The sequence below is a fragment of the Klebsiella terrigena genome (assembly GCF_012029655.1).
Taxonomy (GTDB): domain Bacteria; phylum Pseudomonadota; class Gammaproteobacteria; order Enterobacterales; family Enterobacteriaceae; genus Klebsiella; species Klebsiella terrigena.
In genome coordinates this window covers 4,640,413-4,658,436 of the sequence record NZ_CP050508.1, presented here as the reverse complement: position 1 = coordinate 4,658,436, position 18,024 = coordinate 4,640,413, and the positions used below count along the sequence as shown (strand labels likewise).

The following is an 18,024-nucleotide window of genomic DNA, read 5'->3' as shown; positions in this document are numbered from 1 at the left end:
TTCTAATCACTCACCGGGCGCGGTTCGCCGCGCCGTTAAACAAGTTGGCCGCTATGCAGGAAAACACACCGCAATCCGATACCACGTTTTCGTTGAATCGCGTGACCTTTCGCGTGCCTGGTCGTACGCTGCTGCATCCGCTTTCGTTAACCTTCCCGGCAGGAAAAGTGACCGGCCTGATTGGTCATAACGGCTCCGGCAAATCGACGCTGTTGAAAATGCTCGGCCGCCATCAGCCGCCGTCAGAGGGCGAGGTGCTGCTCGACGGTCAGCCTCTCGATAGCTGGAGCAGCAAGGCGTTTGCCCGCAAGGTGGCCTATCTGCCGCAGCAGCTGCCCGCGGCGGAGGGGATGACGGTGCGCGAGCTGGTGGCGATTGGACGCTATCCGTGGCACGGGGCGCTGGGGCGCTTTGGTGCGACGGACCGGCAGAAGGTCGAGGAGGCGATTACGCTGGTCGGGCTGAAACCGTTGGCGCATCGGCTGGTCGATAGCCTCTCAGGCGGCGAGCGCCAGCGCGCGTGGATTGCCATGCTGGTGGCCCAGGACAGCCGCTGTCTTCTGCTGGATGAGCCCACCTCGGCGCTGGATATTGCGCACCAGGTTGACGTGCTGGCGCTGGTGCATCGCCTAAGCCAGCAGCGCGGCCTGACGGTGATTGCCGTGCTGCACGACATCAATATGGCGGCCCGCTACTGCGACTATCTGGTGGCCCTTCGCGGCGGCGAGATGATTGCTCAGGGCACGTCGACTGAGCTGATGCGTAGCGAAACGCTGGAACAAATTTACGGCATCCCGATGGGAATTCTGCCGCATCCGGCGGGCAGTGCGCCGGTAAGCTTCGTCTATTAATGGAAAAAAACAACGTGATCACCCGTCGACGTTTACTGACGGCGATGGCGCTATCGCCGCTGCTGTGGCAGATGCGCGGCGCGCGGGCGGCGACCGTCGATCCGCAGCGCATCGTGGCGCTGGAGTGGCTGCCGGTCGAGCTGCTGCTGGCGCTGGGCGTCGTGCCGTACGGCGTCGCCGATATCCCGAACTATCGCCTGTGGGTGAATGAACCGGCGCTGCCGGACTCGGTCATTGACGTCGGGCTGCGCACGGAACCCAATCTTGAACTGCTGACGCAGATGAACCCTTCATATATCGTCTGGTCGGCAGGCTACGGCCCGTCGTCAGAGAAGCTGGCGCGTATTGCGCCGGGGCGAGGATTTACCTTCAGTGACGGCAAGCGGCCGCTGATGATGGCGCAGCAGTCGCTCAACGAGATGGCCGAGCTTATCGGCAAGCAGCAGGCCGCGAAGCGTCATCTGGCAGCGTTCGACGCGCTGATGGACGAACTGCGCCCGCGCTTCGCCCACCGCGGCGATCGGCCGCTGCTGATGATTAGTCTGCTCGACCCGCGCCACGTCCTGGTTTTCGGTGATAACTGCCTGTTTCAGGAAATCCTTGAGCGCTTTGGTATCAAAAACGCCTGGCGCGGGGAGAGCACCTTCTGGGGCAGCGTGACCGTCGGCATCGACCGGCTGGCGGCCTATAAGGATGTGGATGTGATCTGCTTCGACCACGGCAACGATAGCGAAATGGCGCAGCTGATGCGCTCCCCGCTGTGGCGGGCGATGCCGTTTGTCCGCGAAGGGCGCTTCCAGCGCGTTCCGGCGGTGTGGTTTTACGGCGCCACGCTCTCGGCGATGCACTTTGCCCGCGTGCTGGCTGACGCGCAGGGAGGCCCGGCGTGAGATCGCGAATTTCTCCTCTGGCGGCTCTGCTGCTGGCCATACTGCTGATTGCCGCCTTCGCGCTCAGCCTCTTTAATCTGCGCACCGCGCTGCCGCAGAACGAGTGGCGCCAGGCGCTGTGGCAGCCTGATATCGATAGTATTGCCCAGATGCTGTTTCACTACAGCCTGCTGCCGAGGCTGGCGGTATCGCTGCTGGTGGGCGCGGGCCTGGGGCTGGTCGGCGTCCTGTTCCAGCAGGTGCTGCGCAACCCGCTGGCGGAGCCGACGACTCTTGGCGTCGCCACCGGCGCTCAGCTGGGGATGACGGTTACCGCGCTGTGGGCGATCCCCGGCGTGCTGGCATCGCAGTTCGCCGCCCTGGCGGGCGCGTGCCTGGTCGGTGCGCTGGTGTTTGGCGTCTCCTGGGGCAAAAGACTCTCGCCGGTGACCCTGATCCTCGCCGGCCTGGTCGTCAGCCTTTACTGCGGGGCGCTCAATCAGCTGATGGTCATTTTCCATCACGACCAGCTGCAGAGCATGTTCCTGTGGAGCACCGGCACCCTGACGCAAACCGACTGGAGCGTAGCGCAGCGGCTGTGGCCGCAGCTGCTCGGCGGCGCGATGCTCACGCTGCTGCTGCTGCGGCCTCTCACCCTGATGGGGCTGGACGACGGCGTGGCGCGCAACCTCGGCCTGGCGCTCTCCCTGGCACGCCTCGGGGCGCTCTCCCTGGCGATTGTTCTCAGCGCGATGCTGGTGAATGCGGTGGGGATTATCGGCTTTATCGGCCTGTTTGCCCCGCTGCTGGCAAAAATGCTCGGCGCCCGCCGCCTGCTCTCGCGCCTGCTGCTGGCGGCGCTGATTGGCGCGCTGATCCTCTGGCTCTCCGATCAAATCATTCTGTGGCTTGCCCGCGTCTGGATGGAGGTGTCAACCGGATCGGTGACCGCGCTGGTCGGCGCGCCGCTGCTGCTGTGGCTGCTGCCGCGCCTGCGCAGTATTAGCGCCCCGGTGATGAACGCCGGCGATAAGGTGCTGGCGGAGCGGCAGAACGTGCTGTGGTTCGCCCTCGGCGGGCTGGTCATTCTGCTGCTGGCGGTGATTGCGGCGCTGGCCTTTGGCCGCGATGCGCAGAGCTGGCACTGGGCCAGCGGTACGCTGCTGGATCAGCTGATGCCGTGGCGCTGGCCGCGGATCCTGGCGGCCCTGTTTGCCGGGGTGATGCTGGCGGTGGCGGGCTGCATTATTCAGCGCCTGACCGGTAACCCGATGGCCAGCCCTGAAGTGTTGGGGATCAGCTCCGGCGCGGCGTTTGGCGTGGTCGTGATGCTGTTCTTTGTCCCCGGCAACGCCTTTGGCTGGCTGCTGCCTGCCGGCAGCCTCGGCGCGGCGGCGACGCTGCTGGTGATTCTGGTTGCTGCCGGACGCGGCGGCTTTTCGCCGCATCGGATGCTGCTGGCGGGCATGGCGTTGAGCACCGCTTTCACCATGCTGCTGATGATGCTGCAGGCCAGCGGCGATCCGCGGATGGCGCAGATTCTGACGTGGATCTCCGGCTCAACCTACGGCGCGACGCCGGAGATGGTGGCGTACAGCGGCTGTGCGATGCTGGTACTGTTGGCCCTGGCGCCGCTGTGCCGCCGCTGGCTGACGATCCTGCCGCTCGGCGGCGAGGCGGCGCGCGCGGTAGGGGTTGCGCTGACGCCGTCGCGCATCGGCCTGCTGCTGCTGGCCGCCTGCCTGACGGCCACGGCAACGCTGACCATCGGCCCGTTAAGCTTTGTCGGTCTGATGGCGCCGCATATTGCGCGCATGATGGGGTTCCGCCGCACGATACCGCATATGGTGATGTCCGGGCTGATTGGCGGCCTGCTGCTGGTGTTTGCCGACTGGTGCGGGCGGATGATCATGTTCCCGTATCAGATCCCGGCAGGTCTGCTGTCGACCTTTATCGGCGCGCCGTACTTTATCTATTTGCTGAGGAAGCAGAGCCGCTAGCTTATCGTGGCGAAGGGTCGTTATTCCGGGCGAGGCGTGATGCTCGCCCGGAAGTGCGTGGTCTACAGTTTGGCGAACGCGCGGCGCGCGGCGGCGATGGTATTGTTGATATCGTCTTCGCTGTGGGCAACGGACATAAATCCGGCTTCAAACGCCGAAGGCGCCAGATACACGCCCTCTTCCAGCATCAGGTGGAAGAAGCGCTTGAAGCGCTCAACGTCGCACTTCACCACGTCCTGATAGCAGGTGACGCTTTCGGCGTCGGTAAAGAAGAGGCCGAACATGCCGCCAACGTTATTCACCACCAGCGGAATGCCCGCGTCGCGCACGGCGTCCAGCAGCCCCTGGGCCAGCTGGTTGGTTAAATCTGTCAGCGTTTCGTGAACTCCCGGCTGCGCCACTTCGGTTAAGCAGGCGAAGCCCGCCGCCATGGCGATCGGGTTGCCGGACAGGGTGCCCGCCTGATACACCGGGCCGGTCGGCGCCAGCGCATCCATCACTTCACGACGGCCGCCGAAGGCGCCCACCGGCATGCCGCCGCCGATGATTTTGCCCAGGCAGGTCAGATCAGGGACCACATCGTAGTACGACTGGGCGCCTGCCAGAGCAACGCGGAAGCCGGTCATCACTTCGTCAATAATCAGCAGGGCGCCAAATTCGTCGCACAGCGCGCGCAGGCCAGGCAGGAACTCCGGCTGCGGCGGGATGCAGTTCATATTGCCCGCTACCGGCTCAACGATAATGCAGGCAACCTCCTGCGGATACTGCTCGAATGCGGCGCGGACCGACGCCAGGTCGTTATAGGTGCAGGTCAGGGTGTGTTTGGCGAAATCGGCCGGCACGCCCGGGGAGTTCGGCTGGCCGAGGGTCAGGGCGCCGGAGCCCGCTTTGACCAGCAGGCAGTCGGCGTGACCGTGGTAGCAGCCTTCAAATTTGATGATTTTATCGCGGCCGGTAAACCCGCGCGCCAGGCGAATGGCGCTCATGGTGGCCTCGGTGCCGGAGTTAACCATCCGCACCATATCCATCGTCGGCACCAGCTCCGTCACCAACGCCGCCATTTTTACTTCCATTTCCGTCGGTGCGCCGAAGCTCAGGCCGCGCTGCGCCGCTTCAATGACCGCATTACGAATGGCCGGGTGGTTGTGACCGAGTACCATCGGGCCCCAGGAACCGACATAATCGATATAGGCTTTACCGTCGACGTCGTACAGATAGGCGCCGTCCGCACGTTCGATAAACAGCGGCGTGCCGCCAACGCCGTTAAAGGCTCGTACCGGCGAGTTAACGCCGCCGGGGATAAGCTCACGTGCAGCGCTAAAGAGAGTTTCAGATTTGCTCATTGCCTGGTTCCTGATTCGTGAAAAATGTTTTGCTGGTTATTCTAAGTTATTCCAGGATAGTTATGAAATTTTTGCCCAATTGAAACAAAGCGCCAGCGGTGAATTTTTTCCGCGACGGAGGGCGTCCTGGCAGTTAAAATGCCCTCTGTACTATTTGTATGACTATTAACCGACGAGAGTATGAAAGCACAAGCCTCCTCTTTTGAAGCAAAACAAATCGTGCGCCTGCGTCGCGGCGACGTCGTTCGCCGCCTGGTTCAGCGGGATAAAACGCCGCTGGCGGTGCTGTTAATGGCCGCCGTCGTCGGAACCCTGGCCGGGCTGGTGGGCGTCGCTTTTGAAAAAAGCGTCAACTGGGTGCAGAACCAGCGCATCGAAACCCTGCTGCAGGTGGCGGACTACCGTTTCCTGGTCTGGCCGCTGGCCTTTATCACTTCCGCGCTGCTGGCGATGGTCGGCTACTTCCTGGTGCGTCGCTTTGCGCCGGAGGCGGGCGGCTCCGGGATCCCGGAAATCGAAGGGGCGCTGGAAGAGCTGCGGCCGGTTCGCTGGTGGCGGGTGCTGCCGGTGAAGTTTATCGGCGGGATGGGAACCCTGGGCGCCGGCATGGTGCTGGGCCGTGAAGGGCCGATGGTGCAGCTCGGCGGGAATCTTGGGCGTATGGTGGTGGACGTATTCCGCATGCGCAGCCCCGAAGCGCGCCATACGCTGCTGGCAACCGGCGCCGCTGCGGGCCTCTCCGCCGCGTTCAATGCGCCGCTGGCGGGGATCCTGTTTATTATTGAAGAGATGCGCCCGCAGTTCCGCTACAACCTGATCTCTATTAAGGCCGTGTTTACCGGCGTGATTATGTCGAGCATCGTATTTCGCATATTTAACGGTGAAGGGGCGATTATCGAGGTCGGTAGGCTGAGCAATGCGCCGGTCAACACCCTGTGGCTGTATCTGATTCTGGGGATGATTTTCGGCGCGATTGGCCCGCTTTTTAACACCCTGGTGCTGCGTACCCAGGATATGTTCCAGCGTCTTCACGGCGGCGATCTCAAAAAGTGGGTGCTGATTGGCGGCCTGATTGGCGGCAGCTGCGGTATTCTCGGGCTGATCCAGCCTGCGGCTGCCGGGGGCGGGTTTAACCTCATCCCGATTGCCGCGGCGGGTAACTTCTCCGTTGGCCTGCTGCTGTTTATTTTTATCGCCAGGGTGATTACCACGCTGCTGTGCTTCTCCTCCGGCGCGCCCGGCGGGATTTTTGCGCCGATGCTGGCGCTGGGAACCCTGCTGGGAACGGCATTCGGTATGGCGGCGACGCCGCTGTTTCCGGGCTATCATCTCGATCCGGGCACCTTTGCCATCGCCGGAATGGGCGCGCTGCTCGCCGCCTCGGTGCGCGCGCCGCTGACCGGAATTGTGCTGGTGCTGGAGATGACCGATAACTATCAGCTCATTTTGCCAATGATTATTACCTGCCTCGGCGCAACACTACTGGCTCAATTTCTCGGGGGTAAACCCTTGTATTCAACTATCCTTGAACGAACGCTGGCGAAACAGGCCGCTGAGAAGGAGGCAAAAGCGCGTGCGGTTGCCGGGGAGAATACTTGAACGATTTACCAGGGTATTAGATAATGGCTCAAAAGGTCCGGTTATTCTTTAAGCGGATCGGCAGTATTAATGGGAGCATAAAATGAGTGATGATGTCGTGTTGCCGCTGGAGTTTACCGAAGCCGCAGCCAAAAAAGTAAAATTCCTGATTTCTGATGAAGACAACCCGAACCTGAAGCTGCGCGTTTATATCACCGGCGGCGGCTGCAGCGGTTTCCAGTACGGCTTCACCTTCGACGATCAGGTTAACGAAGGGGATATGACCATCGAGAAACAGGGCGTTGGCCTGGTGGTTGACCCAATGAGCCTGCAGTATCTGGTCGGCGGCGCCGTCGATTACACCGAAGGCCTCGAAGGCTCACGTTTTATCGTGACCAACCCGAATGCGAAAAGCACCTGCGGCTGCGGATCTTCGTTTAGCGTTTGATTCGATCCCGCCGAAGTGGGGCCCATGGACGGGCCGCGCAGCCGGCACCTCTTCCCCGACTGCGGCCGGTTTACGCCACAAGCCCGCGTTCTAACGTCCGTTATCATCCAGCGCAAACGTCGGCAGCTTCAGGTGCCAGCGGATTGCCGCCAGCCGAATGACCAGCGTCACGGCCATCCCCATCATCGCCGAATTTTGCAGCGATACGTGAAACGTATCGTAGGCCGTTGCGTGCACGATACCGCCGACAATGCAGGCCGTGGCATAGATTTCGGTACGTAAAATCATCGGGATTTCACGCGCCAGCACGTCGCGAATAATGCCGCCGCCGACGCCGGTCACCACCCCCATGCAGACCGCGACCAGCGGACCGCTGTGGGCAATAAAGGCTTTATTGACGCCGATGCCGACAAAGACCGCCAGGCCGACGGCGTCGAGCACCGGCAGTATCCATTTTGGCAGCCGGCGCGGCTGGCGTACCAGCAGGATAGTCAGCATGCTGGTCACCATGGCCACCACCAGGTCCGTTGGGTCTTTAACCCAGAATACCGGACCGTTGGCGAGCGCCATATCGCGGATCGTCCCGCCGCCCACGGCGGTCACCACCCCCAGCACCAGCACGCCGAAAGGGTCCATCCGCAGTTTGCCGGCCAGCAACACGCCGGAGATCGCAAATACGGCGGTGCCAATAATATCCAGCCAATAGACAAGCATCGTCAGTTCCCGCTTAGCGCCTGGTTAACAGGCGATTATTTTACCTGCTCGAGCGCAGTACAGAGTTGTTTTGCGGCGAGGATAATACGTGGGCTCGCGCGTTCAAACCAGTCGCTATGCAGCGCAATCAGCGAAATTTTTAACTGATTATGCCAGTAGCGTTCGACTTCGGGAATTTTGCGGGCATCGCCGGTGATGACAATGGCCTGCGGCTGCCTGGCGAGAACCTGCTCGCGGCTGACCTGGGGCCAGGGCGCTTTACTGGCAGCGAAAATATTCTCCCCGCCGCACAGCGTCAGGACCTGATCCTGAATCGATCCCTGGCTGCTGGTAAAAAGAGGGTTGCTGCCGAACTGGAGAAAGACGCGCTTCTTCGCAAGGTGGGCGTAGCGGGCCTTTAGCGCGCTATAGTCGTCCTGCATCTGCTGCGCCGCCTGACGGGCCTTTTCCGGCTGAGGGCTCCACTGCGCCAGCTGCCGCAGGGTGGTGATAATCTCTTCGATGGTGGCGGTATCGACCCAGATGACCTTGATACCGAGGGAGCTTAGCTGATTAACCTGCCGCTCGGCGTTGCCTCCACGCCACGCCAGGACCAGGTCCGGTCTGAGGGCGACAATGCGCTCCAGGTTCATCCCCTGCCAGCTGGAAACTTGCTCGATGCCGGCGGCTTCCGGCGGGTAGTCGGAATAGCTGCTGACGCCAACCGGCGTGATGCCTGCCGCAAACGCCAGCTCGGTATTGGCCGGGGATAGCGTAATCACCCGCGGCGCGGCAAAGAGCCACGCCGGGGCCAGCAGCAGCAGGGCGGCAAGCGCCTGTTTTAGCGATTTAGCCACGCGTCAGGTTCTGCACCAGATTTTCCACCATCAGGGTGGACTGCCTGGCGGCGACGGCGAGGAACTCGTCGAAGCTCAGATGGGACTGCTGATCGGCAACGTCGGAGATGGCGCGAACCACCACGAACGGGACGCCGAAGTTATAGCAGACGTGCGCGATGGCGGCGGCTTCCATTTCGACCGCTACGGCCTGCGGGAAGTTATGGCGGATTTTCGCCAGCCCGACGGAGCCGTTGATGAACGCGTCGCCGCTGACGATCAGACCGCGTACCGCGTTAAGATTCAGCGCTTCAATGCTGCTTTGCGCGGCGGCAATCAGCTTATCGTCGGCTTTGAAGCCCGCCGGGCAGCCCGGCAGCTGGCCGTATTCGTAGCCGAATGCGGTCACGTCGGCGTCGTGGTAGCGGGCTTCGTCGGAGATAACGATATCACCGACTTTTAGCGTTGGCTCAAGACCGCCCGCGGAGCCGGTGTTGATAATCACGTCCGGCTTGCAGACTTCCAGCAGCAGCGCCGCGCCCATCGCCGCGGCAACTTTACCGATCCCCGATTTCAACAGGGCGACGTCGGTACCGTGAAGCTGGCCGGTATAAATTTCGCTGCCGCCAAGGGTGATAGTCTGGCGGTTTTCGATTTTGTCGCGTAGAAGGGTAACTTCTTCTTCCATAGCGCCAATAATGCCGATTTTCATAGATTTACTCGCGATGTGTCAGGTTTAGTTGCATAGTCTATCATGCACTCAAAGGGAAACGTTATTGCTCGCGAGCGGGAGAGGCTATGGCAAAGATTGATTTTCGCAACAAGATTAACTGGCGCCGACGCTATCGCTCGCCGCAGGGCGTCGAAACGGAACGTGAAATCCTGCGTATTTTCGAAAGCGATCGCGGGCGCATTATTAACTCCCCGGCCATCCGCCGTTTACAGCAGAAAACCCAGGTCTTTCCGCTGGAGCGCAACGCGGCGGTGCGTACCCGACTTACCCACTCTCTCGAAGTGCAGCAGGTTGGACGCTACATCGCCAAAGAGGTTCTGAGCCGGCTGAAGGAGCAGCAGCTGCTGACGGCCTACGGCCTGGATGAGCTCGGCGGGCCGTTTGAGAGCATTGTCGAGATGGCGTGCCTGATGCACGACATCGGCAACCCGCCGTTTGGCCATTTTGGCGAGGCGGCAATCAATGACTGGTTTAGCCAGCGCCTCGCGCCGGACGATGCGGCTAACGAAGCGCTGCCCAACGATCGCTGCACGGTTGAGGTGCTGCGTCTGCGGCCGGGCGAGGCGTCGCTGAACGCGCTGCGCAGTAAGATCCGCCAGGATCTGTGCTGGTTTGAGGGCAACGCGCAGGGGATTCGTTTAGTGCATACACTAATGCGAATGAATCTTACCTGGGCGCAGGTTGGCTGTATTCTTAAATATACTCGCCCGGCCTGGTGGCGCGGTGACGCGCCTGCCAGTCACAGCTATTTAATGAAGAAACCTGGTTATTATTTAGCCGAAGAAGGCTATATTGCGAGGTTACGTAAAGAACTGGATCTGGCTCCTTACAATCGCTTTCCTTTAACATGGATTATGGAAGCGGCGGACGATATCTCATATTGCGTCGCCGATCTTGAAGATGCGGTAGAAAAACGAATTTTCAGCGTAGAGCAACTCTATCAGCATCTGTACGACGCGTGGGGGCAGCATGAAAAAGGTTCGTTATTTTCCCAGGTGGTAGAAAATGCGTGGGAAAAATCACGTTCTAATTCCCTAAGCCGGAGTACAGAAGATCAGTTCTTTATGTATTTACGGGTGAATACGCTGAATAAACTGGTGCCGTATGCGGCCCGACGCTTTATAGATAACATCGCGAAGATTTTTACCGGTGATTTTAATCACGCGCTGCTTGAGGATGATAGCGACTGCAGTCAGCTGCTGGAGCTATATAAAAACGTGGCGATAAAACATGTGTTTAGCCATCCGGATGTAGAGCAGCTGGAATTACAGGGCTATCGCGTTATTAGCGGTCTGTTAGATATCTATAAGCCGCTGCTGAAATTGTCGCTGGAGGAGTTCAGCTTATTAGTCGAAAAAGAGAGAGTGAGAAGCCTGCCTATCGCTTCGCGGCTATTTCAGAAACTTTCCACGCGACATCGGCTGGCCTACGTGGAGGCGGTAAACAAAATTCCGGCAGATTCCGCAGAGTTTCCGCTGATGGAATACTATTATCGCTGCCGCCTGATCCAGGACTATATTAGCGGGATGACGGACTTGTATGCATGGGATGAATATCGGCGGCTGATGGCGGTAGAATAGGTACAGGTTTTGTAAAGACGGACAATAATTTTTTACTTTTTGGCAGTGCTTAATTCCGGAACTTAGCGCGATAAAATGACTCTGATAGTCACTTACATAGCAATTCTGCGTTATCTAAAATCGAGATTGAGACATATGAAAAAAACCACGTTAGCAATGAGTGCACTGGCTCTGAGTTTAGGTCTGGCGTTATCCCCGCTCTCTGCGAGCGCGGCAGAAACAGCTTCTTCGGCGACTAATGCGCAGCAGATGCCGAGTCTGGCCCCGATGCTGGAAAAAGTCATGCCGTCGGTCGTCAGCATCAACGTTGAAGGCAGCACCACCGTGAACACGCCGCGGATGCCGCGTAACTTCCAGCAGTTCTTCGGCGACAACTCGCCGTTCTGCCAGGACGGTTCACCGTTCCAAAGCTCTCCGTTCTGTCAGGGCGGCGGGCAGGGCGGCGGCGCGCCGGCTGACGGCAGCCAGCAGCAGAAATTTATGGCGCTGGGCTCCGGGGTCATTATTGATGCGGCGAAAGGCTATGTCGTCACCAATAACCACGTTGTGGACAATGCAACGACCATCAAAGTTCAGCTCAGCGACGGGCGCAAGTTTGACGCCAAAGTGGTGGGTAAAGACCCGCGTTCCGATATTGCGCTGATTCAGATTCAGGATCCGAAAAACCTGTCGGCAATTAAGCTGGCTGACTCCGACGCCCTGCGCGTAGGCGACTACACCGTGGCTATCGGTAACCCGTTTGGTCTGGGTGAAACCGTGACCTCCGGTATTGTTTCCGCTCTCGGCCGCAGCGGCCTGAACGTGGAAAACTACGAAAACTTTATCCAGACGGATGCGGCGATTAACCGCGGTAACTCCGGCGGTGCGCTGGTGAACCTGAACGGCGAGCTGATCGGTATCAATACCGCGATCCTCGCACCGGACGGCGGTAACATCGGCATCGGCTTTGCTATCCCGAGCAACATGGTGAAAAACCTGACCGAGCAGATGGTCAAATATGGTCAGGTGAAACGCGGTGAGCTGGGGATCATGGGGACCGAGCTGAACTCCGAGTTGGCAAAAGCGATGAAGGTCGATGCCCAGCGCGGCGCCTTCGTCAGCCAGGTGATGCCGGGCTCTGCCGCGGCGAAAGCCGGTATCAAGGCCGGGGACGTGATTACCTCGCTGAACGGTAAACCGATTAGCAGCTTTGCCGCACTGCGTGCGCAGGTCGGAACGATGCCTATCGGCAGCAAAGTCGAGCTTGGCCTGGTGCGCGATGGCAAACCGGTCACCGCGACCGTCGAGCTGCAGCAGAGCAACCAGACTCAGGTTGACTCCAGCAGCATCTTCAACGGTATCGAAGGGGCTGAAATGAGCAACAAGGGCCAGGATAAAGGCGTGACGGTCAATAACGTCAAGGCCGGGACCCCTGCGGCGCAGATTGGCCTGAAGAAAGGCGATATTATCGTCGGTGCTAACCAGCAGCCGGTGAAAAATATTGCCGACCTGCGCAAAATCTTTGACGCTAAACCGTCGGTGCTGGCGCTGAATATTCAGCGCGGTGATAGCACTATCTACCTGCTGATGCAGTAATCTCTGTCGGTTACATCAGCCCCTTCTCCTCGCCCGAGGGAAGGGGCTTTTTTTATCCTGCACCGCGGCCGAACCGTCATTCTGTGATTCCTTCCACAACTCCATACTTCTCTCCCGTGCTTTGTGCATACGCACAATGCAGCGCTAACCCAACTCTTTTATGCTGGTGCCCTGCTCACGGGAGGGTTACATGGCTGGCTGGCATCTTGATACCAAAATGGCGCAGGATATTGTGGCGCGTACCATGCGCATCATTGATACCAATATCAACGTAATGGATGCCCGTGGGCGCATTATTGGCAGCGGCGATCGTGAGCGTATTGGTGAATTGCACGAAGGCGCGCTGCTGGTTCTCTCGCAGGGACGTATTGTCGATATCGATGATGCGGTGGCCCGCCACCTGCACGGCGTACGCCAGGGGATCAACCTGCCGCTGCGTCTGGAAGGGGAAATCGTCGGCGTCATCGGCCTGACCGGCGAGCCTGAAACGCTGCGCAAGTATGGCGAGCTGGTATGCATGACCGCAGAGATGATGCTGGAGCAGTCCCGGCTGATGCACCTGCTGGCCCAGGACAGCCGCCTGCGTGAAGAGCTGGTGATGAACCTGATTCAGGCGGAAGAGAACACCCCGGCGCTCACCGAATGGGCGCAGCGCCTGGGAATCGACCTGAATCAGCCGCGGGTGGTGGCAATGATTGAGGTCGATAGCGGCCAGCTGGGCGTGGATAGCGCCATGGCGGAGCTGCAGCAGCTGCAGACGGCTCTGACCACCCCGGATCGCAATAACCTGGTGGCGATTGTCTCATTAACGGAGATGGTGGTTCTTAAGCCCGCGCTCAACGCCTTTGGCCGCTGGGATGCGGAAGATCACTGCAAACGGGTTGACCAGCTTATCGCCAGAATGAAGGAAAACGGCCAGCTGCGTTTCCGCGTGGCGTTAGGCAACTTCTTTACCGGCCCCGGGAGCATTGCGCGCTCGTATCGTACCGCCCGCACCACCATGATGGTCGGCAAGGAGCGCATGCCAGAGAGCCGGAGCTATTTTTATCAGGATTTGATGCTGCCGGTGCTGCTCGATAGCCTGCGCGGCGGTTGGCAGGCCAACGAGCTGGCCCGTCCGCTGGTTCGCCTGAAGGCGATGGACAATAACGGTCTGCTGCGACGCACGCTGCAGGCCTGGTTTCGCCATAACGTTCAGCCGCTGGCGACCTCAAAGGCGCTGTTTATTCATCGTAATACGCTGGAGTACCGGCTGAATCGTATTTCAGAGCTGACGGGGCTGGACCTGGGCAGTTTTGACGATCGGCTGCTGCTCTATATTGCGCTGCAGCTGGATGAACAGAGGTAGGGGATAATCCCGGATGATGGCGCGAACGCCTTATCCGGGCGGCTGTACACATAGCCCTGACGGGCATCCCCGGCCAGGGAAGGGGAGCAGACTTACTTGTTGCGGGTCAGTTTTTCCAGATCGGCTTCAATTTCGCTGATCTTATGGGTGACCACGCTTTCAAGATGACGCAGATCGTCGAGGATCTTACGTTTCAGATCGACTTCAGTGCGATCGCGCTGGCAGATCTGATCGAGTTCATCGATAACGTAGCGCAGGTTGGGACTGATCTCCTGCACCTCTTTATAACCCTGGCCTACGCCATCGGCGACCACGGTCTTACGCTGACGCGGATACTTAAACTTAACGCTCTTGGCGAAGAATTCGCCCTTGTCCTTCTGAAAATAGATTTTCAGAATGTCGTTGTTAGCTTCCTGCCGCAGGCTATAGCGATCGATTTCATCAGGATTGGTAATGCCAAGACTTTTCAGATTATCGTACATAACGGTACCTTTGATATCATCATAACCTTTGAATAATTAACGAAAAAAGCCATCTTCGCCAGCGTCAAATATAAAAAAAGCGGGATATCTCCCGCTTTTTATACTGTTTAGTCGATGGTACGCAGCAGTTCGTTAATGCCGACCTTGCCGCGAGTTTTCGCATCAACCTTCTTCACGATCACCGCGCAGTACAGGCTGTACTTGCCATCTTTCGACGGCAGGTTGCCGGAAACCACCACCGAGCCGGCCGGTACGCGACCGTAGAAGACTTCGCCGGTTTCGCGGTCGTAGATTTTGGTGCTCTGGCCGAGGTACACGCCCATCGAGATAACGGAACCCTCTTCGACGATAACGCCTTCGACAACTTCAGAACGCGCGCCGATAAAGCAGTTATCTTCGATGATGGTTGGGTTAGCCTGCAGCGGTTCCAGCACGCCGCCGATACCCACGCCGCCGGAGAGGTGCACGTTTTTACCGATCTGCGCGCAGGAGCCGACGGTAGCCCAGGTATCAACCATGCTGCCTTCGTCAACGTAGGCGCCGATGTTGACGTAGGACGGCATCAGCACGGTGTTGCGGGCAATGAACGCGCCCTGGCGAACGGCCGCCGGCGGAACCACGCGGAAGCCCTCTTTCTGGAAACGCGCTTCATCGTAGTCGGCGAATTTCATCGGTACTTTATCGAAGTAGCGGCTTTCCGCACCGTCGATAACCTGGTTATCGTTAATACGGAAAGAGAGCAGAACCGCTTTCTTCAGCCACTGGTGGGTGACCCACTGGCCATCGATCTTTTCAGCGACACGCAGAGCGCCGGAATCAAGCAGGGAAATGACCTGGTTAACCGCTTCGCGGGTTACGGTATCCACATTTGCCGGCGTGATGTCGGCGCGACGCTCAAAGGCGGACTCAATAACATTCTGTAATTGCTGCATTGTTTACTCTTTCTCTATTACACATAAAAGTTCGTTACCCTTTATCGTTTGGATTGAGGGCCTCTGTCAACCGTTGTTGTACTTCTTGTTGCAGCTCATTATTAAGCGCACGCCGGTCTGCCGTGGCGATTATAAATAAATCTTCTACTCGCTCACCAATTGTCGTAATTCTGGCCCCGTGAAGGGAAATATTGAGGTCGGCGAAGACCTGGCCGACCCGGGCCAGCAGGCCGGGCTGATCGAGCGCAATCAGCTCAAGAAACGATTTTCGGTCGGTATGCGTGGGCAGGAAATTGACCTCGGTGGCGACGGAAAAATGGCGTAATTTTGCCGCCTGTCGGCGCGGAGCGGGCGGCTGCCAGCTGCGCTGAGTAATGGTCTGCTCGAGCCCGAGGCGGATCATTTCGTGGCGATCGGCGGAGAGCGGGCTGCCGTCCGGTTCGAGCACGATAAAGGTGTCCATCGCCATCCCGTCGCGGGTGGTAAAGACCTGGGCGTCGTGCACGCTCAGATTTCGGCGGTCAAGTTCACCGCAGACGGCGGCGAAGAGATACGGGCGGTCCGGGCTCCAGATAAAGATTTCGGTGCCGCCGCGCGTGGCCTGCGAGCTGAGCAGGATCATCGGTTTATTGAGATCGTGCCGGAGCAAATTACGCGCGTGCCAGGCGAGCTGATTTGGCGTGTGGCGCACGAAGTAGTTGGCCCGGCAACGGTTCCAGATTTGATGCAGGGCCTCTTCATTGATGTTTTCCATCCGCAGCAGCGCCAGCGCCTGTAGCTGATGATGGCGAACCCGTTCGCGCATATCCGGCGTGCTTTGCATGCCGCGGCGCAGCTGTTTTTCGGTGGCGAAATAGAGCTCGCGCAGCAGGCTCTGCTTCCAGCTGTTCCACAAGGTTTCGTTGGTGGCGCAGATATCGGCCACGGTCAGGCACACCAGGTAGCGCAGGCGGTTTTCCGTCTGCACCTCTTCGGCGAACTGTTTGATGACCTCGGGATCCTGAATATCACGGCGCTGGGCGGTGACGGACATTAGCAGATGATGGCGAACCAGCCAGGCGACCATCTGAGTTTCTCGCGAGTTCAGGCCGTGCAGTTCGGCAAACTTCAGGACGTCCTGGGCACCGAGCACCGAATGATCGCCGCCGCGGCCTTTAGCAATGTCGTGGAACAGGGCGGCAATCAGAATCAGCTCAGGATGTGTCAGGCGCGGCCACAGCTCAACGCACAGCGGGTGGCGGCTGCGGGTCTCCTCTTTGGCAAAACTCTCCAGCTTGAGCAGGACGCGGATCGTATGCTCGTCCACGGTATAGGCATGGAACAGATCGAACTGCATCTGGCCGACGATATGCGACCACTGCGGCATGTATGCCCACAGCACGCTGTGGCGGTGCATCGGCAGCAGCCCGCGGCTCACCGCACCCTGGTGGCGCAGCATGCTGAGAAAAATGGTTCGCGCTTCCGGGATATAGCACAGCGGTTGCGTCAGGTGGCGGCGCGCGTGGCGCAGGTGGCGCAGCGTTGTGGAGTAGATGCCGGTGATGCTGCTGTTGCGTACCATAATATAGAACATGCGCAGAATAGCCTGCGGCTCGCGGATGAACAGCGTATCGTCGCGCAGGTCGATGAGCGAGCCGCGCAGCTGAAAATCATCGTCAATCGGCCGCGGCTTTTCGTCTTCGGTCAGCGCCAGGATGGCCTCATCAAACAGCTGCAGCAGCATATGGTTCAGTTCGCTTACCCGCCGGGTGACGCGGAAGAAATCCTTCATCATATGCTCGATGGGCTGATTGCCCTCGCCGTCATAGCCCAGCCGGCGCGCCACGCTGAGCTGGCGGTCGAAGAGCAGGCGGTTATCGTAGCGGGTCAGCTCCAGGTGCAGGGCGAATCGAATGCGCCACAGCTGGTGCAGGCATTCGTTGAGCTCGTTGCGCTCCGCCTCCGTCAGGAAGCCGAAGCCCACCATTTCATCCATCGAGGTGGCGCCGAAGTGGCGGCGCGCGACCCACTGCAGGGTATGAATATCCCGCAGGCCGCCGGGGCTGCTTTTTACATCCGGCTCGAGGTTGTAGCTGGTGCCGTGGTAGCGCTGATGGCGCACGCTCTGTTCTTCGAGCTTGGCGGCGAAGAATTTCTCCGACGGCCAGAAGCCGTCGCTAAAAATGTGCTTTTGCAGCTCAAGAAACAGCGCGACGTCGCCGATCAGCAGGCGCGATTCGATCAGGTTGGTGGCGACGGTGAGATCGGATAATCCTTCCAGCAGGCACTCTTCGAGGGTGCGCACGCTGTGCCCGACCTCCAGCTTGACGTCCCACAGCAGCGTCAGCAGCTCGCCGACCTTCTGCGCCTGTTCATCGGAGAGTTTTTTTCGGCTTAATATCAGCAGGTCGACGTCGGAGAGCGGGTGCAGTTCACCGCGACCGTAGCCGCCTACCGCCACCAGAGCCATGTCGCAAACTGACCCGAAGCCGTACTCTACCCACAGGCGCTGCAGCAGCTGATCGATAAACTCGGTGCGGGCTTCAATCAGCCGCTCAGCGGCGGTGCCGGCATCGAAAGCTTCGCCCAGCCAGCGCTGGAAAAGCTCGAGATGGGACTTAATTGTCGCGCAGTTCAAATCGTCCTGCGGCCAGGCGCCCGGATCCTCAGGTTGGCCCGAGAGGGCTAGGGGGAGAGTGCCAGGTAAAGAGTTGCTCATCGCGCCACCATAAGAAAAAAATATCGCCCGTCATAAAAAAGCCGGCGGGCGCCGGCTT

15 protein-coding genes are annotated in these 18,024 nt (G+C 59.3%); 8 read left to right on the top strand and 7 right to left on the bottom strand.

Translation table 11 applies throughout. From position 1 onward, the window contains the following. The first annotated feature begins 53 nt into the window (after positions 1-53). The 3 genes from fhuC to fhuB are packed head-to-tail and all read left to right on the top strand — an operon-like array spanning position 54 to position 3,720. On the top strand, positions 54-851 hold the full coding sequence (fhuC, locus tag HCK03_RS21870; protein ID WP_041144114.1) for a Fe3+-hydroxamate ABC transporter ATP-binding protein FhuC: 798 nt from the start codon (positions 54-56) through the stop codon (positions 849-851). Next, the gene (gene fhuD, locus HCK03_RS21865) at positions 851-1,741 is read left to right on the top strand and encodes a Fe(3+)-hydroxamate ABC transporter substrate-binding protein FhuD (protein WP_148250876.1); all 891 of its coding nucleotides are present in this window, start codon (positions 851-853) and stop codon (positions 1,739-1,741) included. Before fhuC ends, fhuD begins: the two co-directional genes overlap by 1 nt. Then, the gene (fhuB, locus tag HCK03_RS21860; protein ID WP_041144116.1) at positions 1,738-3,720 is read left to right on the top strand and encodes a Fe(3+)-hydroxamate ABC transporter permease FhuB; all 1,983 of its coding nucleotides are present in this window, start codon (positions 1,738-1,740) and stop codon (positions 3,718-3,720) included. Before fhuD ends, fhuB begins: the two co-directional genes overlap by 4 nt. A gap of 62 nt (positions 3,721-3,782) precedes the next feature. Here the strand turns inward: fhuB and hemL are convergent, their stop codons facing one another. Beyond that, positions 3,783-5,063 carry a glutamate-1-semialdehyde 2,1-aminomutase gene (gene hemL, locus HCK03_RS21855; RefSeq protein WP_167692178.1) on the bottom strand — a complete coding sequence of 427 codons (1,281 nt, stop codon included), beginning with the start codon at positions 5,061-5,063 and terminating at the stop codon, positions 3,783-3,785. Between the two features lie 180 nt (positions 5,064-5,243). On the opposite strand from hemL, the gene clcA reads away from it, so the two are divergent. After that, positions 5,244-6,662: a H(+)/Cl(-) exchange transporter ClcA gene (gene clcA, locus HCK03_RS21850; protein WP_041144118.1), complete on the top strand. Its 1,419-nt coding sequence runs from the start codon at positions 5,244-5,246 to the stop codon at positions 6,660-6,662. Between the two features lie 82 nt (positions 6,663-6,744). Further along, positions 6,745-7,089: an iron-sulfur cluster insertion protein ErpA gene (erpA, locus tag HCK03_RS21845; protein ID WP_041144119.1), complete on the top strand. Its 345-nt coding sequence runs from the start codon at positions 6,745-6,747 to the stop codon at positions 7,087-7,089. A gap of 90 nt (positions 7,090-7,179) precedes the next feature. Here the strand turns inward: erpA and HCK03_RS21840 are convergent, their stop codons facing one another. The 3 genes from HCK03_RS21840 to mtnN are packed head-to-tail and all read right to left on the bottom strand — an operon-like array spanning position 7,180 to position 9,330. Continuing rightward, positions 7,180-7,803 (bottom strand): TRIC cation channel family protein, encoded by a 624-nt coding sequence (locus tag HCK03_RS21840; protein WP_041144120.1) that lies wholly within the window; start codon positions 7,801-7,803, stop codon positions 7,180-7,182. Positions 7,804-7,838: 35 nt separating this feature from the next. Next, positions 7,839-8,639, bottom strand: coding sequence for a vitamin B12 ABC transporter substrate-binding protein BtuF (btuF, locus tag HCK03_RS21835; RefSeq protein ID WP_041144121.1), 801 nt, complete (start codon positions 8,637-8,639; stop codon positions 7,839-7,841). Next, positions 8,632-9,330: a 5'-methylthioadenosine/S-adenosylhomocysteine nucleosidase gene (mtnN, locus tag HCK03_RS21830; protein ID WP_041144122.1), complete on the bottom strand. Its 699-nt coding sequence runs from the start codon at positions 9,328-9,330 to the stop codon at positions 8,632-8,634. The genes btuF and mtnN overlap by 8 nt, the downstream gene beginning before the upstream one ends. 86 nt (positions 9,331-9,416) lie before the next feature. On the opposite strand from mtnN, the gene dgt reads away from it, so the two are divergent. The 3 genes from dgt (at position 9,417) to HCK03_RS21815 (ending at position 13,854) form a co-directional block, all read left to right on the top strand. Continuing rightward, complete coding sequence (gene dgt, locus HCK03_RS21825) at positions 9,417-10,931, top strand: dGTPase (protein ID WP_041144123.1); 1,515 nt, start codon at positions 9,417-9,419, stop codon at positions 10,929-10,931. A 135-nt stretch (positions 10,932-11,066) separates the two neighbouring features. After that, a complete protein-coding gene (gene degP, locus HCK03_RS21820; RefSeq protein ID WP_041144124.1) occupies positions 11,067-12,506 on the top strand; it encodes a serine endoprotease DegP in 1,440 nt (479 codons plus the stop codon). Between the two features lie 190 nt (positions 12,507-12,696). Next, positions 12,697-13,854, top strand: coding sequence for a CdaR family transcriptional regulator (locus tag HCK03_RS21815; RefSeq protein WP_041144125.1), 1,158 nt, complete (start codon positions 12,697-12,699; stop codon positions 13,852-13,854). Positions 13,855-13,946: 92 nt separating this feature from the next. Here the strand turns inward: HCK03_RS21815 and HCK03_RS21810 are convergent, their stop codons facing one another. The 3 genes from HCK03_RS21810 to glnD form a co-directional block, all read right to left on the bottom strand. Beyond that, positions 13,947-14,336, bottom strand: coding sequence for a DUF3461 family protein (locus tag HCK03_RS21810; RefSeq protein WP_004858100.1), 390 nt, complete (start codon positions 14,334-14,336; stop codon positions 13,947-13,949). A 107-nt stretch (positions 14,337-14,443) separates the two neighbouring features. Continuing rightward, positions 14,444-15,268 carry a 2,3,4,5-tetrahydropyridine-2,6-dicarboxylate N-succinyltransferase gene (gene dapD / locus HCK03_RS21805; RefSeq protein WP_004872026.1) on the bottom strand — a complete coding sequence of 275 codons (825 nt, stop codon included), beginning with the start codon at positions 15,266-15,268 and terminating at the stop codon, positions 14,444-14,446. Between the two features lie 34 nt (positions 15,269-15,302). Continuing rightward, complete coding sequence (gene glnD, locus HCK03_RS21800) at positions 15,303-17,966, bottom strand: bifunctional uridylyltransferase/uridylyl-removing protein GlnD (protein ID WP_041144126.1); 2,664 nt, start codon at positions 17,964-17,966, stop codon at positions 15,303-15,305. Positions 17,967-18,024: the final 58 nt, after the last annotated feature.